Below are 21,980 nucleotides of genomic sequence, written 5' to 3'. Positions count from 1 at the left end.
AATTTTTATTAAACTCCTAACGTAGCACCGCCATCGACACATAAATTGTGCATTGTAATATGACTTGCTCTATCTGAAGCTAAAAATAACACTGCTTCAGCAACTTCTGAAGGTTGTGCAATTTTTTGTAATGGAATTCCGAGTCTATATGTATTTTGAGAACCAGCAATTATATTTTTAGCTCCATTCTCATCAGCCCATAGTAATCTTTGCATCTCAGTTTCAGTAGAACCTGGAGAAACTAAGTTGCAGCGTATATTGTATGCTGCAAGCTCTAATCCTAAACACTTCATAAACATCGTTGTTGCAGCCTTTGACGCAGCATACGCAGCCATCTCCATTCTCGGCGTATTTGCCGCATTTGAACCGACTGTAACAATTGCCCCTGATTTTCTTAACATCATATTTTTACTTACCGCTCGGGACATATTGAAAACCCCTGTAGTATTTACAGAGAATGTTTTATTCCAATCTTCATCACTTAACGAATGAATTGCTCCCATACGTAAAACCCCTGCAACGTTTACTAAAATATCTATTGGCGCTATTTCATTTGCAATATGATTTACAATGTCTTCAACAGCAGTGCTATCACTCACATCTAAACGAAACGTTTTCATACGTGTTTTATTTAATTCATTTTGATTTAAGAGTACATTTAACCCCTCTTCATTTTGATCAACCGCAATAACTGTGGCTCCTCTTTCTAAAAACATTTCGGCAACGACACTGCCTATGCCTTGTGCTGCACCTGTTACTAAAACTGTTTTCCCATCAAATTCCCCTAAGTTCATTTTCTCTATCCTTTCACATAAACATTAATTTCATTAAGTAACACTAATAATAATGATATTGATTTTCATTATCATCAGCGTTGTAAAAAATAATACACTTACTAAACTAATTGGTCAAGTGCGCATTACTTTAAAATCTATTTTATTGATAATGTTTTTCATTTACTATCTTACACCGAAATGATAATGTTTCTCAATAAACTTGTCAATCTTTTTTTATTTTTCAGATAAAGTATTTTAATGTTTCTTAATAAAATCATATGTAAACGCATTAAAAGTACTTATATTATAAATAAAATTCAAACTCCTCTTTTTAAAATTGAAGAAGATAAACTAGAGCTACGTTCATTTACAACGCTTTATGAAAAACTCAAGTATATATTTTCTCAATATTTTTCTGAAAACAAATCTTGCAAATACTAATGAATGTCTTCTTTATTATTTAAGATTTAATATATATTTTGAATGCGATGTATTAATTTATTATATTCCAATATAATCCAAATAAGTACTTCACTCACTTTTACATCTATAAAAATCCAAAAAGTAATTTAACCTTGTTAAAATAACTCATAAAAAAAGCATCCTAATTAATAGAATAGGATGCTTTTTCGTAATCATAGTGTTATAGAAGATTTATATACTTATGCTACGCTGCGATACTCTTCTTCTTGTTCTTTTTTATGTTTAGGTGCTTGAATTAAAATTGCGATAATGAATGACACGACACATAATACACCAATCACCATGAACGTTGGTTTGAATCCACCCAGAAGTGCACCGATAAAGGAACCTGCAAGCGCCCCAAATCCAAATCCTTGATACACAATTCCATAGTTCTTACTATGGTTTTTCATACCGAAGAAATCACCAACAATAGCTGGGAAAATAGTGATATTTCCACCAAAGCAAAACGCTACACTTGCTACACATACGAAGTAAATACCATAATTTAAATCTACAAAACTTAGAACTAAAACTGAACTCGCCATAACAACAAAAGTACCAGTAACGATTTTTAAACGACCAATTTTATCCGATAACGGTCCTAAAATAATACGACCTAATGTATTAAAGATTGCAACCATAGCCACCGCATTAGCTGCTGTTGCTGCGCTAAGTCCCACAAGTTGAACACCAATGTCTTTTACCATACCAATTAAGTATAAGCCACTCATACATGATGTAAATAACATTATAAATAATAAGTATACTTGTTTTGTGCCTAACATTTCTTTCGTTGTGTATTCCTTAGTTTTTGTTTCATGAACTGCTCCTTGATCTGCGGCTTGATGGATTAAACAAGCGCCAATTACAATCATAGCTGTAACAATTAAACCCCAGTATATAAATGCTTGCGATACACCAACTGATTCAATCAACTGTGCGTTAACATATTTAAAAATTAAGCTACCTGAACCATATGCAGAGACAGAAATACCAGCAATTAAACCTTTACGCTCCGGAAACCACTTTATTAAATTTGATAGTGAAGTGATATATGCTGTACCATCTGCATAACCTACAACAACTCCTGCTAGTACATAAAGCAATATTAATGAGGACGCTTGTGAACTAAGTATTAATCCTAGTCCTAATGCTAATCCAGCTATCATAATAAGTTTACGAAGTCCCCATTTTTCTTGCAATTTACTCGCAAATAAAGTTGAAAATGCTAAAGAAAGACTAGTAATTGAGAAAGTTATCGCAACAGCGTTAAGACTCCAACCATATTTACTAACTAAAGGCTGATTGAATAAACTCCATGTATATATCGTTCCAAGCCCCATCTGTACTATAACTGTGCCAAGAACAACAAACCATGGATTAACAGTTGATTTTTTCATACCTTTCCGCCTCCTCTTTCTATTTCAATGCTATTCGCTAAATTTACTTTTTTTATGTTCATTTTGGTCACCTCTTTTGATTTAACACCTTCATTGTATAAGATGTTTCCGCCTATGTAAGCACTTACAAGATAGAGCGTCAAAAACATGGAATCAGTTACAGAAAACGAAGGACGAAATACAAAAAACTACTGATTAAATACATAAGTAGCTTTTATAATGTTTAGCTTCAATACAACTTACAACTGTTTTATCATCTTCTTTTATAAAAATTATGTCTCATGTTATACAATTGCTAAATTAAAATTTCCCTTTACAAGTAGAAAAAATTTTTATACTTCGATGTACCTTATTTTTTATAAAATCACAAATTTTTTTCCAATAAATAAAACTAAATATTCACTAATATATCTATCCGTGGTTTAATATATATAATAAAAAATATTTCTGTCTTTAAGGAGGTACTATGAAAGCAAACGTAGGGGATACTATACTTTTTCAACGAAACAATTTAAAGATTACAGGATCTGTACTAAAACTTTATACTGAATCGGTCTTAGTTGAAATTACAAATGTAAGCGGTGGTACTTTTGAATTTGATCGAACAATTGTAAATCATAAAAACTATAAAGTTTTAAATACAAATACATAAAACAACACAAAATAGCCCCTGCTCAACAGCAGGGGCCATTTTATATAAAAATATTTCACTAGTTTATATACCCTAAAACATTAACAATCTTACTCGCTTTTAAATTGTTAATATGATAATAAATTTCTAAACCTCTTCTCTCTGCTCGTAACACTTTACCCTTCATTTTTGATAAATGTTGTGAAACAGTAGATTGCGGAATATTCAGTAACTCTGTTAATTGTGTTACATTACAAGTTTTTCTCGTACTTAATTCATTTACAATTTGCAGGCGGATTGGATGCGCCATAATTTTTAAAATATCTACATCTTCTTCTGAAACTAAAGTTTTTCTCATTTCACTCGTATATGTTGTCATAAGACATTCCCCTTTTATATGAATTCCATATTCATAAGATCTATTTCCAAATTTTTTAAAACCCTTGATTAAAACTTTCATATAGAAATAAAAGGATTTTAAATTTTTGAAAACAGAACTTACATTCACTTTATTTATTTATTTATTTGGTACATATACATAATACAATGTTAATATGTGCTCTATGTGAAGTTCGCATAAATTTGTGATGAAGATTTATTTAGCCACTCGCATCCTACTCATCTAATTACCCACTGCATAAAATCATCAGTTATTTTAACACATTTTAGGCGTTTGTATATACTATTTATAAAACAACTTTTATAAAGGGGAATTCATATGCCTACAGCGTTACAAGAAGAAGTCGAAGAAGCACGGGAAACATATGTCAGTCGTATCATCTTAGTTGGAGGATCCGCTTTATTTTTAGTAGGCGGAGTTATCTCGGCAATTTCAGCCTTTAAAACTTATAATCGTTTAGAGAATACGCCGCCTTCTACAGATAATTCATAGATATTTTATAAAATAAAACGTCGTCTCCAATGAAGAGACGACGTTTTATTATTCATACATATGACACTAAAAGTATCGGTAGGTTCCCTACTCCATTTTCTAGGCTTACTTCACCACAAACCTAGTCTGACTACACCCATCCTTCTGCTTCGTTACTTCTAATACAGCCGGCATTGCGTTTTTCAGCTCTTGTACGTGTGAAATGACACCGATAAATCGGCCTGATTTTTGTAAGTCAATTAAGGCATCTACTGCTTTCGTTAATGATTCTTCATCTAATGAACCGAACCCTTCATCGATGAACATTGTTTCGATGGAAATACCACCTTCATATGCTTGAATTACATCTGCCATTCCTAGCGCTAAGCAAAGTGATGCGTTAAATTTCTCTCCGCCAGATAATGTTTTTACATCACGTGTTTGACCAGTGTATGCATCGTACACATCTAATCCTAATCCACTTTGACGGTTTCTCTTTTCAACTCGCTCACTTCGTTTTAAATAAAATTGTCCATTTGATAATTTACGTAGTCGTTCGTTTGCGATTTGAACAATTTGTTCTAAATACTCAATTAGGATGTAACGTTCAAATGATATACGACTTTCGTTATCACCTTTCATTACTTCATATAGATCAACAAGTTCTTGGAAGGCTTTCTCTTCATCGTGAATTTGTTCGTCAATACGTCTAATATTTTCATGTAAATCAGAAATATATGTTACCGCATTTTGCGCACGTTGACGTTTTTCTTTAATTATATCGAGATTAATTTCTAGTTCTTTTATGTGTTCACCTAAAGATGTAATATCCATATACTCTTTATCTTTTAATTCTGAGTTTAACTCTTCAATTTGTTTTGCAAGCACTTCGAGAGATGAATAATAACCTTGAATTTCTTTTTGTAACATCTCCATCTGGGCATCGCTTAATTTGGCTTCTTTATACGTGAATTGATCTGTAAACCCGCTTTGTTCTAGCTCTTTCATAAAGCGTGCGAAAGTTTCTTCTTTCTTCAATTTTGCACTTTCAAATTGATTAGAAGCACCTTTCTGTTCAGCTTGAATACGTATATTTTCATTTTGCCAATGCTGATACGCTTCCTGCACTTTCTTCCATTCGTCCTCCATTAACCTAAGTTCCTGCATAGCTTGGTCCAACTGTGCTTTCCAAGCTTGTACTGTTTGTAAGTTTTCTGGAATATTTCGTTTATCATGTTCATATGACGTACGAAGTTGCATGCACTCCATTTCTGTACGGTGCTGCATTGTTTCTACTTCCCGTTTTTGTTTCTGAAGTTCTTCTATTTTTTCTTCTACGCTTTTCATGTTCACAGCAATCTGCTTACGTGTTTCTTCACTTGCTTTTAACGTATTCACGTCTGCTGCTAATTGTTTTCCTTTTTGAACAAGTGCACTATATGTTTCAGCTAATTTTTCCGAGTTGTAGCCGCGCTTCACAACTTCTTCTATCACTTGTTCATATTGTAGTCGATAGAAATTCCATTTCTCCTCTACTTGCACATTTAATTTTTCAGCAATGTTCTTCTTATCTCTTAAATCGTTTAACTCTTTTTCATCGATCGCATTACTTTGCTCTGTAGCTTTTTGCGGGTGATTCGTACTACCACATACCGGACAAGATTCACCATCATGTAAATGAAGAGCTAGTATACCAGCTTGTTCACTTAACCAGCGGCGCTCCATGTTTTCATACGCACGAACTGCCACTTGCATTTTATTATTTGCCGCTTCTTTTTCTTGCTCAAATTTTTGTTTTTCTTGCCAAACATCATATGCTTGCTTTAAAACTTTTGCATCTTCTCGCATATTGGTTAGTTCTTCTACTTTAACTACATATTGCTCAAGTGCTTGTTCTAATTGCTGCAATTCATCAGACATTCCCTGTTTTTGACTTGTATGCTCTTCTAGTTGTTGATCCAACTTTTGCATACTTTCTTTTAATTTCCCTATTTGAATTTCGGCATTTTGTAAATTCAGCTTTCTCTCAGCTAATGATTCAATGATCGCTTGTAACTCTTCTAATCTTTGAACAAGTTTTTTAGCCTCTTCTCGTTCAAGTTCTTTATTCTTTACTACTTCATACTTCTCCTGAGCAAGCTCAAAACTATTCATTATCTGTTCTTGTTTGACGATTATCTGTTTTAACAAACTTTCAGCTTTCTGCTCATTTTGCATCGCTTCTTCATACCATTGTTCAAATGGTAATAAGCGTTTTGCTTGTTCCGCACGTTTAAAGGATTTTTCTTTCCCTTCAATTGCTGCACGGTTCTCTTGTAAAGTGTTATATTTCTCATTCTTTTGTTGTAAATCTATAAATTTCTCATTTACAGATTTTGCTGCATGAAAACGTGTTTCTGCATCCTTTAATTGCTTCGTTTGAACATCTTGTTCTACTTGTAATTGCTCAACCTCTGCCTTATACACGGTTGTTTCTTGTTCTAACACTTCTACTACTTGATGCGTATTTACATGTTCTTGTGCCACTAATGTCTCTAATAATGCTCCATCACGGATTGGTAATTTAAAAACATTACGGAAATAGAGCTCTCTCTCTTTTTGTTTTTCTTGCAAGACGTCTTTCCATTGTTTTCTCTTTTGATCAAGTAACTCACGCATTAATTTATAACGATCCGTTTTAAAAATACGACGTAAAATCTCTTCTTTGTTTTCCGTCTCAGATGTTAATAGTTTTCGGAATTCCCCTTGGGGTAACATAACAATTTGGCTAAATTGATGTTTACTTAACCCAATTAAATCTTCCATTTTTTTGTTTACGTCTGTTACATGAAAACGATCGACGGCTGGAACGTTTTCTCCATCAATAACTTCATATAATTCTACTGCATGTCCTGTAATAGTCTTATTCCCTTGTTTTTTATGTCCAAGTTGTCGTTTTATTTCATAGCGTTTCCCTTTTAACTGAAAGGTTAGTTCAACACTTGTATAAACATTATCATCAGCAAATTGACTTCGAAGCATGCTCGTATCACTACGTTCTTCTCCGCTAGCCTCACCATATAATACATAACAAATCGCATCAAAAATCGTTGTTTTTCCAGCTCCCGTATTCCCAGAAATAGCGAAAATACGATGTTCTCCAAGATCTTCAAAATCGATTACTTCTTTCTGTTTATATGGCCCGAATGCTGTCATAATAAGCTGAATCGGTCTCATCCTCGTTCACCTTCCCGCTCTTGCACTGTTTGTAATACATCTATAAATAGGCGTTCTTTCTCTTCTGATAAATCTAACCCTTTCATTTCTTTATAGAAAGCCTTTAAAAGAGATAAATCATCCGTTTTATGTCTTGAAACAGTTACTTCATTTGTATCTGTGAGTTCTCGCCGTTGCATCGCTCTTTCAACGTGCATTGCATTTGGATATACAGATCGTATTTTCTCCATTGGCTGTAAGACAGGATTTTCGTCTAATAATTTTACAAATACGTAATCTTCACTTACTGGGTGCTGTAATAATTCATCTATTTTCGCTTCTACTGTTCGCATTTTACGACGTGGTAAAAGTAACCTTTTTTCAATTGCTACTTCACCGGTTTCATTCATTTCTACAATGTAATAACCTTTTTTATGTTTCTCTTCAGAAATAGAATAGGCAAGTGGTGAACCAGAATATCGAATCGTCTCATTACGTACAAAATGCGCTTGATGTAAATGTCCAAGCGCTGTGTAATGAAACTTATCAAAATAATGACTATTTACATATTCAGCACCACCAATTGAAAGTGGTCGTTCTGCATCACTTGTATTCTCCTCCGCTTCTCCTGAAGAAGTTATAAATGCATGTCCAACAAATACATGTCTAGCTTCTTTATCCATCGTTTCAGAGAGCTCATTCATAAAAATGCGCATCGCATCATCATGAGAACGTACGTCTTCATTTTTCAACACGTGTCTAACTATGCTTGGGTCTGCATACGGTATTAGATGGAAGTGAACCTCTCCATATTCATCATTTAGTACGACAGGTTCATACGGGAATTGAAATTGACCTACAATATGTAATCCCTGTTTTTTCATTAAACCACTTCCAAAATGGATACGATCCGGACTATCATGATTACCAGCTACTGCAATAACTGGTGTTTGTAATTCAATAACTATTTTTTGCAGCACATCATTTAATAAGTCTACTGCTTCTGTAGGTGGAATTGCTCGGTCATATAAATCCCCTGCAATAATTACGGCATCTGGTTTTTCTTCTTCAACCGCCTGTACAAACTGATCTAATACAATCTTTTGGTCTTCAGTCATATACACGCCATGAACAAGCTTACCTAAATGCCAATCCGCTGTATGAAATAACTTCATATTTTTCTACTCCTTTTAATTTACTGATTTTAGTGAAACGAGTTGATAGTTTATTGTAGTTTTTCCATTCTCCCACTCTAGCTTCAATATCGTTGCACTTCCAATTCTTTCTTCATTTGATTTATATAAAGGCAATATTTCTTGAATTGTAAATAAGTGATAACCATCCAATATTAATTGAAATATATTTTCTTCAATATGTAATCTTACTTCTTTTTCATTTGAAATAATTTTTGTGTGCATCTCAAATTTCATGATAGATACAACCCCTTTTTATAATCTCTACATTTTAATAGTATAGTGGCTATGCAAGATTGACAAGTACATACACAGCAAAGTACACACTTTTCTATTGTTATATGTTTTATGTATTTTATATAAAATACGGTATGTGAAATTTTATATTTTCCCCAAAATAAAAATGTCTATTGTGACATCTTTATTTTTGTATAAAGTCTTTCATTACATAATATAAAACGGTAATTAAAACGATTGCGACGAAAAATGAGAACACTGCGACAATGTACCCATCTTTATTTAATAAAATACAGAATGAAATAGATATTATAAAAATCGGAAATACGAGACGTACTTTATCCTTCACTTCTTCTGTCGTATCTGTATGATGAAAATACTGCGTTATTCCTATCATTAAAAAAGACAAAATAATAACCGACAATAGTAAAGGTCCTGGCATTCCGATTTCTCCTTTCTCTATTTCTAATTCAGTGTAAAGTTTTTTATTACAATTGTACGATTCATTTTTTCTTCAAACACTCTTTTTAGAATTGATAATGAACAATTCACACCTATATAATAGCGTTTTTATCATTATAACTTCAAATAATTACACTTACAGTAATGTTGTAATATTCCCCCTTAGTCTCTGAAATCCTGCAAAGATAACTCGTCAAAATATGCGGTGACCAAATTAATATTTACCGTCAACTTTTGACAAAATTTATAAAGGACATTTCAGTACATATCAAGAATTAAGAATAAGAAGATATGTAAGGGAGGATGCATTATGACTGAACACGTTTTATTTTCTATTAGTGAAAACGGCGTTGCAACAATTACTTTAAACCGTCCAAAAGCACTTAATTCTTTATCTTATGACATGTTACAACCTATCGGACAAAAACTTAAAGAGTGGGAACACGATGAGCGTATTGCACTTATCGTGTTAAAAGGTGCTGGCACAAAAGGTTTTTGTGCAGGCGGCGACATTAAAACTCTTTATGAAGCGCGTTCCAATGAAGTGGCATTGCAACATGCAGAACGTTTTTTTGAAGAAGAGTATGAAATTGATACATATATTTATCAATATACAAAACCGATTATTGCTTGTTTAGATGGAATTGTAATGGGCGGTGGTGTCGGTCTTACAAATGGTGCGAAGTATCGCATTGTAACTGAGCGTACGAAATGGGCAATGCCAGAGATGAATATCGGCTTCTTCCCAGACGTCGGAGCTGCATATTTCTTAAATAAAGCACCTGGATATACAGGACGCTTCGTTGCTTTAACAGCATCTATTTTAAAAGCTTCTGACGTATTATTTATTAATGCTGCTGATTACTTTATGACATCTGATTCATTACCAGAGTTTCTTACTGAACTTGAAAGTGTAAATTGGCATAAAGAAGATGATGTACATACTAATTTAAAAGAAGTTATTCGTACATTTGCAACTGCTCCAAACTTAGAAAGCGAGCTGACTCCTTCATTAGAAGCAATCAATTCACATTTTGCTTTCGATACAATTGAAGAAATCATCCATTCATTGGAGAAAGATGAAAGTTCCTTTGCTCTAAAAACAAAAGAAACACTGTTATCAAAATCCCCTATTTCACTAAAAGTAACCTTAAAACAGTTTATTGATGGACAAGATAAATCCGTTGAAGAATGCTTCGCTACGGACCTTATACTTGCTAAAAATTTCATGAGACATGAAGATTTCTTCGAAGGAGTACGCTCCGTTGTCGTTGATAAAGATCAAAATCCGAATTATAAATATAAACAGTTAAGTGACGTTTCAGAAGAAGATGTGAATCGTTTCTTTAACTTACTTAATGCATAAAATGAAACTGTAATGCGTGGGTGTTTTGTTCATCCCCCACCTAACTTCTTTGCTTCAGCTAAATCTTGTGCGGTGGAAATCTTACTACCCGCAAATAGCGGGATAAAATCGAGGCTATATAGTAGTGTAATTACAGCTACTATATAGCCTTTTTATTTAATGATTTTTAATAAAATTTAATTTTATTAAATACACTTTTGTGCTACACTGATTTTAATCAAATATTCTAAAAATAAAAAGGAGGGACGGCTATGATAGAAAATTATCTTCTTTTCATCATTATGTCTATTTGTCTTATCATTTTACCTGGTCCAGATACAGCAATGGCTATGAAAAATACATTGATTGCCGGTAAAGTCGGTGGAGTAAAAACAGTGTTCGGTACATGTATCGCGCTATTAATTCATACTTTAGCTGCTGTAATTGGTCTTTCTGCACTTATTGTAAAGTCAGCTCTTTTATTTTCTATTTTCAAGTACGTTGGGGCTCTCTATTTAATATATATCGGTATTAAAGCCCTTTTAGCAGTAAGAAATAAAGAAGGCGTAGATACAAATGATATATCTTTAAATAATGAAAACAAACATACTTCTTGCTTTCGCCAAGGATTTCTAACGAATTTATTAAATCCTAAGATAGCAGTCTTCTTTTTAACTTTTTTACCGCAATTTTTAAATCCAAATCATAATACATTTATTCAACTTCTTGTAATGGGCCTTACTTACCTCGTTTTAACCGCCTTTTGGTTTGCGTTTTATATATTTTTAATTGATAAAATTAGTGCTTTTATGAAAAAACCGAAAACGCAACGTTATATTCAAGGGCTAACAGGAATCGTCCTAATTGGATTTGGTGTTAAACTAGCTTTTGAAAAAAGTAATTGATAAAAACGAAAAACACCACTATTAATAGTGGTGTTTTTCATTTCACAACTAATTTGACAGTCTACTCTTTATTAAAACCAGCGCTCAGTTACAACTTTTTTACGTGTATAGAATTGAACGCCATCTGTACCATTTGTACCTAAATCACCAAAGAATGAAGCTTTATTCCCTGCAAATGCGAAGAATGCCATTGGTGCTGGAACATTTACATTTACACCAATCATACCAGCATCGATGTTATCACGGAATGTTTGTGCATGTTTACCATTTGACGTATAAATAACCGCACCATTTGCAAATTTAGATTGATTTGTTAGTTTAATACCTTCTTCTAAATCTTTAACACGTACAATGCTTAATACTGGAGCAAAAATTTCATCTTGCCAAATTTTCATTTCTTGATTCACGCCATCAAAGATTGTCGCACCTACAAAATAACCTTCTCCAACTTCTTCATTAATTTTACGGCCATCTACTAATAAAGTTGCCCCATCTGCTACACCACTATTAATATAGCCTAAAACACGCTCTTTATGAGATTCACGAATTAATGGTCCAACATAGTTATCTTCGTTAAAGCCATCGCCTACTTTTAATTTTTTCGTTTCTGCTACTAATACATCAATGAATTCATCAGCAATTTCATCCACTACTGCTACTACTGAGCATGCCATGCAGCGCTCTCCACTACTTGCAAATGCAGATCCAATTACACCTTGTACTGTTTTCTCAAGATTGCAATCTGGCATTACAATCGCATGGTTTTTTGCACCCGCTAACGCTTGTACACGTTTTCCGTGTTTCGTACCTGTTTCATATACGTAACGAGCTACTGGCTCAGAACCGACGAACGAAACAGCTTGAATATCTTTATTTTCTAAAATGCTATTTACAACATCTTTTCCGCCTTGTACTAAATTTAATACGCCTTTTGGGAAACCTGCTTCATAGAATAATTCTACAAGTCGCTCCGCTAAAAGTGGCGTTCTTTCCGATGTTTTTAATACGAATGTATTACCGCAAGCAATTGCAAGTGGGAACATCCATAACGGAATCATCATTGGGAAGTTAAATGGCGTAATACCAGCAACAACTCCGATTGGGTAGCGCCAAATTGATCCATCAATTCCACTAGCAATATTCGGCAGCGCTTGACCCATCATTAAATTAGGTGCCGATGTTGCAAGTTCCACTGCTTCAATACCACGCTGTACTTCACCTGTTGCATCCGTTAGCGTCTTACCATTCTCTAGCGTAATGATTTTTGCAAGCTCATCTTTGTTTTCTTGTAATAGCTGTAAATATTTATATAAATTTCTTGAACGATTCGGAACTGGTACTTTAGACCACGTTTCGAATGCTGCTTTTGCCGCTTCAACAGCTTTTTCAACATCTTCTTTTGGAGATAGTGGAACGTAAGCGATAATTTTTCCAGTCGCTGGATTTGGAACTGCTTCTACTTCCGTACCTGTCGATTCAACCCACTCACCGTTAATGTGATTTTTTACTCGTTTAATTTCAGTTGTAATCATTGTATTCTCTCCTTTGTATAATTTATTTTTGATTAGAAATTAATTGCTCGCTAACTTTCTTATATAAAGCAGCCATATCGTTTTCACCATATCCAGCTTGACTCGCTTCGTCATATACGTTTAATAACATTTCGCTTACCGGTAAATGGAGTTCGCTTTCCTTAGCTAAGTCAACTGCAAATCCTAAATCTTTCTTCAATAAGTTCACAGTAAATCCTGGCTCGTAGTTTTCAGGTGCTATAAAACTTTTAAAATTACGTTCATAAATTCTACTTTGACCGTAACTTACATTTAAAATATCAAACATTTTATCTAAATCCATATTGTTCTTTTTCGCTAATGTTAAAGCTTCACTCACTCCAGCTGTATAAAAACCAATTAATAAGTTATTAATTAACTTAACAGTTGTACCACTATCAATCTGCTCACTAACGTGGAAAATGTTCGCGCCTAGTACGCCCATGATAGATTCCGTTTTCTCATATACCTCTTTTGATCCACCAACCATAAACGTTAATGTACGGTTTTCGGCTCCGATTACTCCACCACTCACAGGTGCTGCTAAAAAGTCTACTTTCTTTTCCTTTGCAGCTTCCTCTAATTGTTTGTTTAACTGCGGCGATACCGTACTTGTATCAATGAAAACTACATTCGAGTGACCATTTTCAAATAATCCTTCTGCTCCAAAATATACCGCTTCAACAGCACGAGGTGAAGGTAAACTTGTAAAAACTACATCACATGTTTCTGCTAGTTTTAAGATTGCTAGACCGATAATTCCGCCTTCTTTTTCAAAGGACGCTTCTGCCTCTTTATTTAAGTCCACGCCATATACTGTGTAACCTGATTTAACTAGATTTTTTGACATCGGAAGACCCATGTTACCTAAACCGATAAAACCAATCTTTTTCATATCGCTTTCCTCCTATTTACACAATATATTTCCCACGATTTATAATAGCTTTCGCAATTTCTCTCTTCTTCATAAATACGTTCGTGTATAAAGGTACTAATAATTGACGGATTTCAGCTAAAATCACATGTCTATCTTTTTCTTCTGTGACAGCCGCTGAAAGTACAGAAATCGCCGCTTCTTCTACTTTACGATATCCTTCTTCACAAATAACATCCGTTATTTGTTGCTTCGTACGTTCTTTTTCCTCACCATTTTTACTTACTGCTTTTCTCGTACGTAAAAACGCTGATTCCATGACGTACACGTCCGTCAACATATTTGATATTACACGTGAATATTCTTGTTCTTGGTCGATTTTTAGACTTGGAGTTTTAGAGAGCGTTTTCAAAGATTGTTTCAACAATTTTTTCGCTAATAAAATGTAACGATGGTTTCTTTCGACATTTGCTACATCACTTTCTACTTCAGTATCTTCTAATTGTTCGATTTGCTTCATTAACATTTTGGCAACTGTTAATCTATTAATTTCGTTCGTTCCTTCAAAAATACGACTAATTCTAGCATCACGATACAATCGTTCTACCTCGTACTCTTGCATATAACCGTAACCACCATGAATTTGTACAGCTTCATCTACAATATAAGCAAGTGTTTCAGAAGCATTTACTTTATTTAGTGCACATTCAATTGCAAATTGAGACATTTTTTTCATAAGATCTTCATCGCTCTCATGAATTGCTTCATCAATTACACCTGCTGTACGGTAAGCTGCACTTTCGGCTCCATATGTAGCAATGATCATATTTGCAATTTTCTCTTGAATCATCGTAAAGTCTACTAATTCCGTTTGGAACTGTTTTCGCTCTTTTCCATATTGAACCGACAAACCAATTGCTTGTTTTGCTGTTCCAATATTTCCAAAAGCAAGTTTAAGTCTAGCAAAGTTAAGAATATTAAGAGCTACGTGATGCCCTTTCCCAACTTCCCCTAAAACATTTTCAACAGGGATGACAACATCTTCTAAAATAAGAGTCGCCGTTGAAGAACCTTTAATACCCATTTTCTTTTCTTCTAACCCAATGGATACACCTTCACATGTTCTTTCGACAATAAATGCTGTCATTCCTTTATTTGTCTTCGCAAAAACAACGTATACATCTGCCATATGAGCATTTGTAATCCATTGCTTCTCACCATTTAACTTCCAAGCTGTTCCCTCTTCATTCAATACTGCGCTCGTTTTTGCACTTAATGCATCCGAACCAGCATTTGGCTCAGTTAAAGCATAAGCCCCAATCCATTCTCCCGATGCGATTTTTGGTAAATATTTTTCTTTCTGTTCTTTCGTTCCGTAATATATGTAAGGCAATGTACCGACACCAGCGTGTATATTAAATGAAACGCTAAATGCACCAGCGTAACCCATTTTCTCTGCTACAAGACCTGAGACAGCCTTTCCTAACTCGAACCCGCCATAATCTTCTGGTACCTCAATGCCTAATAATCCAAGTTCCCCAGCTTTCTCAAATAATTGACGAGAAACTTTATAGTTATGTTGTTCAATATTCTCCATTTGTGGAACAATTTCTTGTTTAACGAATTGTTCTGTCGTTTTTGCGATTAAATCTTCATCACCTGAAAAATCTTCTGGTGTAAAGTAAGTATGATTTATATCTTTATTGAGTGAAAAAAATTCATCCCATGGTAACTTCGTTTTCTCCATATGTATCCCCCTATCATTCGGCTTTCATAGCTTTTTGCTTATGCTCGTCTACGATGAGTGGAATATCTTTTTTTGAAAATAGAAGGCGATGATTTTTCACATCAAGCATTTTATTTTGCCAAAGATGTATTTTCATCGCCTTCACTGCTTTATCTATTGATCTTCTGATAATACTGTTTTTGCAATACCAGTATCTAACTCTTCAAAGTCATGATATGAAATTGTTTCGTATAATTCACTTCTCGTTTGCATATTAGAAAGTGCATCTTTTTGAGAACCTGTTTCTTTAATCAAAGTAAACACATTTTCATACGCTTTCGCTGCAACGCGAAGTGAAGTTACAGGATAAATAACCATTTGGAAGCCCATATTCGCAAATTCCTCTGCACTATAATATGGAGTTTTTCCGAATTCAGTCATATTCGCAAGTAAAGGTGCATTTACCTTACTATTAAATAGACGGAATTCTTCCTCTGATTGAAGCGCTTCAGGGAAAATTGCATCTGCACCTGCTTTTACATATGCATTTGCTCTTTCAATTGCTTCATCTAACCCTTCAACGCCGCGAGCATCAGTACGTGCTACAATGTATAAGCTCGGTGCAACTTCTTTAATTGCTTTAATTTTTTGAACCAATTCTTCTGTAGTAACAAGTTTCTTACCATTTAAATGTCCACATTTTTTTGGTAATTGCTGATCTTCAATTTGGACAGCTGCTACTTTCGCTTCCATCATTTCTACAGCTGTTCTCGCTACATTTAGTACACCACCAAATCCTGTATCAATGTCAACAAGAACAGGTAAGTCTGTAGCTCTTACTAAATCTCTTGCTCTCTCAGCCACTTCAGTAGACGTCACGATACCTAAATCTGGTAACCCTTTACTTGCAGTATAAGCAGCTCCGGATAAATAAAGAGCTGAAAAACCTGTATTTTTTGCAACTAAAGCCGCCATTGCATCATGAGCACCTGGAATTTGCAAAATTTCATTTGCTTCTACTAAAGCTCGGAATCGATTCGCAAGCTCCTCTTGTGTTGACTGCTTTTTCACAACCCAAGCCATTCTAAATTCCCCCTATTATTAAATTAAGAATAGATCTACAAATTCGTTTACATTCATATTTTCTAGTTTTTCTTCATTTAAACAAACTTCATGAATTTGTTCTTGTTGCTTACTAGAATAATGGCCTGCCATATTTGCAGTGAACTTTTGAACAACTTTTGGGATTGCTTCGTCTCTACGGAAACGGTGACCAAGTGGATATTCACATTCCACATTTTCTGTTACTGTGCCATCTTTAAAGTGAACTTGAACAGCGTTGGCGATTGAGCGCTTGTTCGGGTCAAGGTAATCTAAACTGTACTGTTTGTTTTCAACAACAACCATCTTATTACGTAATTCATCTACACGTGGATCGTTTGCTACTGCATCTTCATAATCGTCTGCAACGATATCTCCTTTTAATAAACCAATTGCCGTAATGTATTGTAAGCAATGATCACGATCAGCTGGGTTATTTAATGGACCTTCTTTATCAATAATACGAATTGCTGATTCATGAGTTGTAATTGTAATACGGTCAATTTCATCTAATCTCTCTTTAATTTCCGGATGCAACTTCACTGCACATTCTGCAGCCGTTTGTGCATGGAATTCTGCTGGATATGACACTTTAAATAATACATTTTCCATTACATATGACTCTAGTGGTCTTGCTAATTTTAATTCCTGTTTATTGAATAATACATCTTGGAATCCCCATCCTGGTGCAGATAGGGCTGTTGGATAACCCATTTCACCTTTTAGAGCAGTCATTGCAAGATGAACACCGCGGCTCGTTGCGTCACCTGCAGCCCATGATTTACGTGAGCCCGTATTTGGAGCATGACGATATGTACGAAGACTAGAATTATCAATCCACGCATGTGATAATGCATTAAAGATTTCTTCACGTGTTCCGCCAAGCATTTTCGCAACTACTGCAGTTGTTGCTACTTTTACATATAATACATGGTCAAGACCAACTCTGTTTAAGCTGTTTTCTAAAGCGAGCACGCCTTGAATCTCATGTGCTTTAATCATCATTTCTAATACTTCACGTACTTTTAAAGCTTCTTTTCCTTCTGAAATACGAACAAGGCTAATATAATCTGCAACCGCTAAAATTCCGCCTAAGTTATCAGATGGATGTCCCCACTCTGCTGCAAGCCAAGTATCGTTATAGTCTAACCAACGGATCATACATCCGATATTAAATGCACCTTTTACTGGATCTAGTACATAAGACGTACCTGGTACACGTGTACCATTTGGCACGATTGTTCCTGGCACAACTGGTCCTAGTAATTTCGTACATTCTGGATATTGCAGTGCTAAAATTCCACATCCAAGTGTATCAAGTAATACGTAACGAGCTGTACTGAATGCTTCTGCACTAGTAACCTCTTTATTTAATACATAATCGGTAATCTCTTCTAATAATGCATCTTTTTGCTTAATTTCATTTGTTTTAATCATGCTATCCTTCCCTTTCTGTCGAAAATTCGTTATTATTAATGATGGGTGTCGGTCAAACACCCATCTGGCGGGCGGCGCTAACAACTCCCCAGTTGTTCTTATTTACTAAGTACATGTCGCTCGCCAATATAATTTACACGTGGACGGAACAAACGATTATTTGCATGTTGCTCAATAACGTGCGCACATAACCCCACTGTTCTAGAGCTAAAGAAGATTGGTGTGTAAAGTTGAATTGGAATACCTAGCATCCAATATACTGGAGCTGCATAATAATCAAGATTTGGATAAATTCCTTTTTCTTTTTCCATAATCTTTTCTCCAGCTTCACACATTTCATATAGTGTATAATCACCTTTTACATCACATAACTGTTTTAAAGCTTCCTTCATCATAAGTGCTCTTGGATCCATCTTCTTCATATAAACACGGTGTCCAAAGCCCATAATTTTTTCTTTGTTATATAGTTTCTTCTGTAATAACTCTTCAAATTTCTCAACATTACCAGCTTCTAAAAGCATGTACATAACCGCTTCATTTGCACCGCCATGTAAACTTCCTTTTAAAGATGCAACTGCACCTGTTAAAGCACCGTATAAATCTGATTGTGTTGATGCAATAACGCGAGCTGTAAATGTAGAGTTTGGCATTTCATGCTCACTATATAAAACAAGGGAACGATCAAAGATCTTTTCCTCAAGTTCAGTTGGTTTTTTACCAGTTAACATATAGAAGAAATTCGCACTATAAGATAATTCTTTAAGAGGTTCAATTGGCTCCTCATTATTTAAAATATGATAGCTATTCGCTACAATGTTTGGCACTTTACTTAACAGCTTGTACCCTCGGCTTTTATTCACTTCTAACGAGCGGTTTTCGATATCATTATCGTAACCAGCTAACGCTGACACACCTGTACGTAATCCATCCATGGGATGCGTCTCTTTAGGCAATGCCTTTAGTACGTTGAATACACCTTCTGGTACTGCATATTCTTCTTTTAGTTTCTTTTCAAGTGTTGCTTTTTCATCTTCATTCGGTAGGTGTTCCTCCAATAAAAGGTGCACAATGTCTAAATACTCTTTTGTTTTTGAGAGTTCGATTAAGTCATACCCTTGAATTACAATTTCACCTTTTACTGTGTCAAGAAACGAAATTTTCGTCTCCGCTGCCACTATACCATCTAATCCCGGGGAAAATTTTTCTTCAGCTTTCATCATTATTTCCTCCAATCCTAATAGATCTTCGTGCACATAACTGTAAGCCTTTACAATATTGTGAAACTACATTTCTACTTCAATGTATCAGAGTTTTTAGAAGATTTCAATTTATTTTATAATGATAAGTTTCCTACACTTTTCTTACTGTAACAATACAATTTTTTGAAAATAATTCTTATGTTTTATAAAGAAAGAATAGACTTCTTTGCGTATTTTAAAAAACAAGATATAAAGATTTTTCATATAACACCGCCAAATATACAATTATTCTAATTTTATTTGAGAAATAAAAAAAACGAGCTATACATAAATACAGCTCGTTACTATATGATATTTATTTCACTATCTCTTAAATATAATTTTTATATAAAACTTATTCATTTTTAATAAAGTTATTATTTTACATAATTAAATTGAATTTCTTCCATTTCCTCATGATAACTTACAAATAAATCATAGTTTTGAAAATACCAAAGATCATCACAATCTACAAAAAATATAATACCTTCCTTCTCAACTGACACTATTTCTCCATCTGGTTTCTCAGCAACAACCCCTAAAGAATATCCGGGCTGAATTGAACTATCCCCTCCGTACCTTACAGTAAAACGTACAGATTCACCGTGCTTTATACGTAATTCTTCCTGGAACCATTGCAGAGCTTTACGATCAATTGAAATTTCCATCTTTATTCCTCCAGTTTACACAAACTCTTTTTTTCTAATCGTTGTTTTACAAAGAAGACGAAAATAATTAAGGCTATCAATGCTGAAATTGCACTCCCTGAAAATAAAATACGATAACCAAACATTTGTGAAACAACTCCAAGTACAATAGCACCTAACCCGATTCCTAAATCAAACGCTGTAAAAAATGAAGCATTTGCAACTCCTCTTTTACTCGGATCGACAATTGTAAGCATTGCCGCTTGCAAAGCTGGCTGCGCTGAACCAAATCCAATACCGTATAATGTTGCTGCGATAATTACACCTATCAAACCATTTGAAATAGTTAAAACAACTATAGCTAAAATAGTAATACATAATGCTGGGAGTATGATGAATACTTCTCCATACTTATCTAATAGTTTCCCTGAAATTGGTCTTACAATTGTTAATGCAATTGCATATACAAGAAAGAAAGTTCCCGGATTTACATGAATTGATGATGCAAATAACGGTAAAAAGGTTGTTATTCCTCCATATGCAAACGATAAAAAGAATACTACAATCGTGATTGTTAATACGGATTTCTCAAATAGCTGAATTTTTCCTTTTTCTTTTTGTAGCGTAAATGGCATCTTCGTTATTAGTGATAATACGACTGCCATAAAAGATAACAACGTCGCTAATAAAAATAGACCATTAAATGAATAATTTTGCACAACCCATAATCCAATCATAGGTCCGATGGCCATTGCAATTGTCATCGCCATCCCGTACCAGCCCATTCCTTCTCCACGGCGTGAATCTGGAATAATATCAGTTATTGCTGTTCCAACAGCTGTTGTAGAAACAGCCCATGTTACTCCGTGAATAACACGTAAAACAGCTAAAAGGACAATAGTCGATGCTATATTATAGGAATACATCGTTAATCCAAAAAAGATAAGTCCGAAAATAATAAAGGATCTTCTACCATATTGATCTAGCATTCCTCCAATAATCGGTCGTATTACTACAGCAGCTATCGTAAACATCCCCATCATGAGTCCAACTTGCGATTCATTGCCACCTATCTCTTTAATAAAGAGCGGTAGCGTTGGAATAAGTAAATAAAATCCTGTAAATAAAAATAACATTGCGAAAGTCATTTGAATAAGTGATTTCGTCCATAATCGTTCCATAAAAATACCTCCATACACTCGTAAAATATTACGATTAACAACCTCATTGTACATTTTATTGATCTCTTTTCCCTCCGCAAATAGACGTATCTTTTCATATTAAATAGTCCACCATCAGCTTACATTAGTCTTAAGACTTTGTACGCATGTTTTAAACGAAAGTCCTATATATGTACCTTTATACGTGTGAAAAGAATATACTAATTTATTAACACAACTTAGGAGTGAATATTTTATGTGGGTATCATTAAGAGTAACTGCCGTAGTTCCTTCGACTCCTGGGATACATGTTCCTGCAGTTCATACAGCTAGCTCCGATGTAGGAATTGAACTTCCCGCAACTTGGCAACAATATCAAATTCCCGGTCAAGTTACCCCCTCATTTTGGCATCATGGTGCACACCCAAGTAGTACTACCATTTATAGCCATAGTTATCCTCCACTACCTCCGACTCAAGTCTTTTATCATTTCCCTTCAATTTATTTCCAAAATTTTCATGGTACGTTTAACATTTAATAGCTATCACTGTATTACCCTACATCTTAATAAAGCGAACCTTTAATCCAGTTTCAACATAAAAAGTCGAATTTCTTATTTAAGAAATTCGACTTTTTTATTGTTTTCCAAACGAAAGTAACCGTTAAAGAAAGACATTTATTAAAGACTTGAATATAATTCCCTCTTATTTAATGCTTTATGTAATCCATTACAGTTAGTCCCTTTCCGGAATAACCCATACGTACAA

Annotated in this window: 21 protein-coding genes; 5 read left to right on the top strand and 16 right to left on the bottom strand. The window is 34.4% G+C overall.

The annotated features are described in order from the left end of the window. Positions 1 to 8 precede the first annotated feature (8 nt). On the bottom strand, positions 9 to 794 hold the full coding sequence (dhbA, locus tag ACYFX0_RS13780; protein WP_001048419.1) for a 2,3-dihydro-2,3-dihydroxybenzoate dehydrogenase: 786 nt from the start codon (positions 792 to 794) through the stop codon (positions 9 to 11). A gap of 644 nt (positions 795 to 1,438) precedes the next feature. Then, entirely contained in the window at positions 1,439 to 2,641 is a 1,203-nt protein-coding gene (locus ACYFX0_RS13775) for an L-lactate MFS transporter (protein ID WP_000750108.1), read from the bottom strand. 466 nt (positions 2,642 to 3,107) lie between these two features. Between ACYFX0_RS13775 and ACYFX0_RS13770 the strand changes: the two genes are divergently transcribed. Then, positions 3,108 to 3,293 carry a YkvS family protein gene (locus ACYFX0_RS13770; RefSeq protein ID WP_000646793.1) on the top strand — a complete coding sequence of 62 codons (186 nt, stop codon included), beginning with the start codon at positions 3,108 to 3,110 and terminating at the stop codon, positions 3,291 to 3,293. 58 nt (positions 3,294 to 3,351) lie between these two features. Here the strand turns inward: ACYFX0_RS13770 and ACYFX0_RS13765 are convergent, their stop codons facing one another. Further along, on the bottom strand, positions 3,352 to 3,651 hold the full coding sequence (locus ACYFX0_RS13765; RefSeq protein WP_000214801.1) for an ArsR/SmtB family transcription factor: 300 nt from the start codon (positions 3,649 to 3,651) through the stop codon (positions 3,352 to 3,354). A 339-nt stretch (positions 3,652 to 3,990) separates the two neighbouring features. Between ACYFX0_RS13765 and ACYFX0_RS13760 the strand changes: the two genes are divergently transcribed. Beyond that, positions 3,991 to 4,164, top strand: coding sequence for a hypothetical protein (locus ACYFX0_RS13760; protein ID WP_001141667.1), 174 nt, complete (start codon positions 3,991 to 3,993; stop codon positions 4,162 to 4,164). Positions 4,165 to 4,269: 105 nt separating this feature from the next. Here ACYFX0_RS13760 and ACYFX0_RS13755 read toward each other — a convergent pair whose 3' ends face one another. From ACYFX0_RS13755 to ACYFX0_RS13740, 4 genes are all read right to left on the bottom strand, one after another. After that, positions 4,270 to 7,359, bottom strand: coding sequence for an AAA family ATPase (locus ACYFX0_RS13755; protein ID WP_460270749.1), 3,090 nt, complete (start codon positions 7,357 to 7,359; stop codon positions 4,270 to 4,272). Beyond that, positions 7,356 to 8,513 (bottom strand): exonuclease SbcCD subunit D, encoded by a 1,158-nt coding sequence (locus tag ACYFX0_RS13750; RefSeq protein ID WP_017763122.1) that lies wholly within the window; start codon positions 8,511 to 8,513, stop codon positions 7,356 to 7,358. Before ACYFX0_RS13750 ends, ACYFX0_RS13755 begins: the two co-directional genes overlap by 4 nt. A 15-nt stretch (positions 8,514 to 8,528) precedes the next feature. Beyond that, complete coding sequence (locus tag ACYFX0_RS13745) at positions 8,529 to 8,768, bottom strand: DUF2584 family protein (RefSeq protein ID WP_000667344.1); 240 nt, start codon at positions 8,766 to 8,768, stop codon at positions 8,529 to 8,531. Between the two features lie 184 nt (positions 8,769 to 8,952). After that, positions 8,953 to 9,210, bottom strand: a complete 258-nt coding sequence (locus ACYFX0_RS13740; protein WP_001119404.1) for a hypothetical protein — start codon at positions 9,208 to 9,210, stop codon at positions 8,953 to 8,955. Between the two features lie 330 nt (positions 9,211 to 9,540). Here ACYFX0_RS13740 and ACYFX0_RS13735 point away from each other — a divergent pair, with 330 nt between their 5' ends. Continuing rightward, the gene (locus tag ACYFX0_RS13735; RefSeq protein ID WP_000134894.1) at positions 9,541 to 10,596 is read left to right on the top strand and encodes an enoyl-CoA hydratase/isomerase family protein; all 1,056 of its coding nucleotides are present in this window, start codon (positions 9,541 to 9,543) and stop codon (positions 10,594 to 10,596) included. A 251-nt stretch (positions 10,597 to 10,847) separates the two neighbouring features. After that, the gene (locus ACYFX0_RS13730; RefSeq protein ID WP_460270746.1) at positions 10,848 to 11,480 is read left to right on the top strand and encodes a LysE family translocator; all 633 of its coding nucleotides are present in this window, start codon (positions 10,848 to 10,850) and stop codon (positions 11,478 to 11,480) included. A 71-nt stretch (positions 11,481 to 11,551) separates the two neighbouring features. Here ACYFX0_RS13730 and ACYFX0_RS13725 read toward each other — a convergent pair whose 3' ends face one another. From ACYFX0_RS13725 to ACYFX0_RS13685, 9 genes are all read right to left on the bottom strand, one after another. Beyond that, entirely contained in the window at positions 11,552 to 13,012 is a 1,461-nt protein-coding gene (locus ACYFX0_RS13725) for a CoA-acylating methylmalonate-semialdehyde dehydrogenase (protein WP_000633339.1), read from the bottom strand. 22 nt (positions 13,013 to 13,034) lie between these two features. After that, entirely contained in the window at positions 13,035 to 13,925 is an 891-nt protein-coding gene (locus ACYFX0_RS13720; protein WP_106081167.1) for an NAD(P)-dependent oxidoreductase, read from the bottom strand. A 16-nt stretch (positions 13,926 to 13,941) separates the two neighbouring features. Beyond that, entirely contained in the window at positions 13,942 to 15,651 is a 1,710-nt protein-coding gene (locus tag ACYFX0_RS13715) for an acyl-CoA dehydrogenase family protein (protein WP_000416004.1), read from the bottom strand. A 13-nt stretch (positions 15,652 to 15,664) separates the two neighbouring features. Then, entirely contained in the window at positions 15,665 to 15,787 is a 123-nt protein-coding gene (locus tag ACYFX0_RS13710) for a hypothetical protein (protein WP_000690878.1), read from the bottom strand. A gap of 17 nt (positions 15,788 to 15,804) precedes the next feature. Beyond that, entirely contained in the window at positions 15,805 to 16,713 is a 909-nt protein-coding gene (gene prpB, locus ACYFX0_RS13705; protein ID WP_000312638.1) for a methylisocitrate lyase, read from the bottom strand. Positions 16,714 to 16,731: 18 nt separating this feature from the next. Further along, positions 16,732 to 18,168 (bottom strand): 2-methylcitrate dehydratase, encoded by a 1,437-nt coding sequence (prpD, locus tag ACYFX0_RS13700; protein ID WP_000598120.1) that lies wholly within the window; start codon positions 18,166 to 18,168, stop codon positions 16,732 to 16,734. A gap of 98 nt (positions 18,169 to 18,266) precedes the next feature. Continuing rightward, complete coding sequence (gene mmgD / locus ACYFX0_RS13695; RefSeq protein WP_001987369.1) at positions 18,267 to 19,388, bottom strand: citrate synthase; 1,122 nt, start codon at positions 19,386 to 19,388, stop codon at positions 18,267 to 18,269. Between the two features lie 395 nt (positions 19,389 to 19,783). Next, the gene (locus ACYFX0_RS13690) at positions 19,784 to 20,074 is read right to left on the bottom strand and encodes a HesB/YadR/YfhF family protein (protein WP_000406140.1); all 291 of its coding nucleotides are present in this window, start codon (positions 20,072 to 20,074) and stop codon (positions 19,784 to 19,786) included. A 2-nt stretch (positions 20,075 to 20,076) separates the two neighbouring features. Then, on the bottom strand, positions 20,077 to 21,234 hold the full coding sequence (locus ACYFX0_RS13685) for an MFS transporter (RefSeq protein WP_106081377.1): 1,158 nt from the start codon (positions 21,232 to 21,234) through the stop codon (positions 20,077 to 20,079). Between the two features lie 235 nt (positions 21,235 to 21,469). Here ACYFX0_RS13685 and ACYFX0_RS13680 point away from each other — a divergent pair, with 235 nt between their 5' ends. Continuing rightward, positions 21,470 to 21,751, top strand: a complete 282-nt coding sequence (locus ACYFX0_RS13680) for a hypothetical protein (RefSeq protein WP_106081168.1) — start codon at positions 21,470 to 21,472, stop codon at positions 21,749 to 21,751. Positions 21,752 to 21,980: the final 229 nt, after the last annotated feature.

The sequence above is a fragment of the Bacillus sp. NEAU-Y102 genome (genome assembly GCF_054788175.1).
Note: the sequence above shows the minus strand (reverse complement) of the source record. Positions and strands in the feature narration are given on the sequence as shown.

Bases quoted from the DNA above. Each gene is read 5' to 3' on its own strand.
- dhbA (WP_001048419.1), bottom strand. From the start codon at position 794: ATGAACTTAGGGGAATTTGATGGGAAAACAGTTTTAGTAACAGGTGCA.
- ACYFX0_RS13775 (WP_000750108.1), bottom strand. From the start codon at position 2,641: ATGAAAAAATCAACTGTTAATCCATGGTTTGTTGTTCTTGGCACAGTT.
- ACYFX0_RS13770 (WP_000646793.1), top strand. From the start codon at position 3,108: ATGAAAGCAAACGTAGGGGATACTATACTTTTTCAACGAAACAATTTA.
- ACYFX0_RS13765 (WP_000214801.1), bottom strand. From the start codon at position 3,651: ATGACAACATATACGAGTGAAATGAGAAAAACTTTAGTTTCAGAAGAA.
- ACYFX0_RS13760 (WP_001141667.1), top strand. From the start codon at position 3,991: ATGCCTACAGCGTTACAAGAAGAAGTCGAAGAAGCACGGGAAACATAT.
- ACYFX0_RS13755 (WP_460270749.1), bottom strand. From the start codon at position 7,359: ATGAGACCGATTCAGCTTATTATGACAGCATTCGGGCCATATAAACAG.
- ACYFX0_RS13750 (WP_017763122.1), bottom strand. From the start codon at position 8,513: ATGAAGTTATTTCATACAGCGGATTGGCATTTAGGTAAGCTTGTTCAT.
- ACYFX0_RS13745 (WP_000667344.1), bottom strand. From the start codon at position 8,768: ATGAAATTTGAGATGCACACAAAAATTATTTCAAATGAAAAAGAAGTA.
- ACYFX0_RS13740 (WP_001119404.1), bottom strand. From the start codon at position 9,210: ATGCCAGGACCTTTACTATTGTCGGTTATTATTTTGTCTTTTTTAATG.
- ACYFX0_RS13735 (WP_000134894.1), top strand. From the start codon at position 9,541: ATGACTGAACACGTTTTATTTTCTATTAGTGAAAACGGCGTTGCAACA.
- ACYFX0_RS13730 (WP_460270746.1), top strand. From the start codon at position 10,848: ATGATAGAAAATTATCTTCTTTTCATCATTATGTCTATTTGTCTTATC.
- ACYFX0_RS13725 (WP_000633339.1), bottom strand. From the start codon at position 13,012: ATGATTACAACTGAAATTAAACGAGTAAAAAATCACATTAACGGTGAG.
- ACYFX0_RS13720 (WP_106081167.1), bottom strand. From the start codon at position 13,925: ATGAAAAAGATTGGTTTTATCGGTTTAGGTAACATGGGTCTTCCGATG.
- ACYFX0_RS13715 (WP_000416004.1), bottom strand. From the start codon at position 15,651: ATGGAGAAAACGAAGTTACCATGGGATGAATTTTTTTCACTCAATAAA.
- ACYFX0_RS13710 (WP_000690878.1), bottom strand. From the start codon at position 15,787: ATGAAAATACATCTTTGGCAAAATAAAATGCTTGATGTGAAAAATCAT.
- prpB (WP_000312638.1), bottom strand. From the start codon at position 16,713: ATGGCTTGGGTTGTGAAAAAGCAGTCAACACAAGAGGAGCTTGCGAAT.
- prpD (WP_000598120.1), bottom strand. From the start codon at position 18,168: ATGATTAAAACAAATGAAATTAAGCAAAAAGATGCATTATTAGAAGAG.
- mmgD (WP_001987369.1), bottom strand. From the start codon at position 19,388: ATGATGAAAGCTGAAGAAAAATTTTCCCCGGGATTAGATGGTATAGTG.
- ACYFX0_RS13690 (WP_000406140.1), bottom strand. From the start codon at position 20,074: ATGGAAATTTCAATTGATCGTAAAGCTCTGCAATGGTTCCAGGAAGAA.
- ACYFX0_RS13685 (WP_106081377.1), bottom strand. From the start codon at position 21,234: ATGGAACGATTATGGACGAAATCACTTATTCAAATGACTTTCGCAATG.
- ACYFX0_RS13680 (WP_106081168.1), top strand. From the start codon at position 21,470: ATGTGGGTATCATTAAGAGTAACTGCCGTAGTTCCTTCGACTCCTGGG.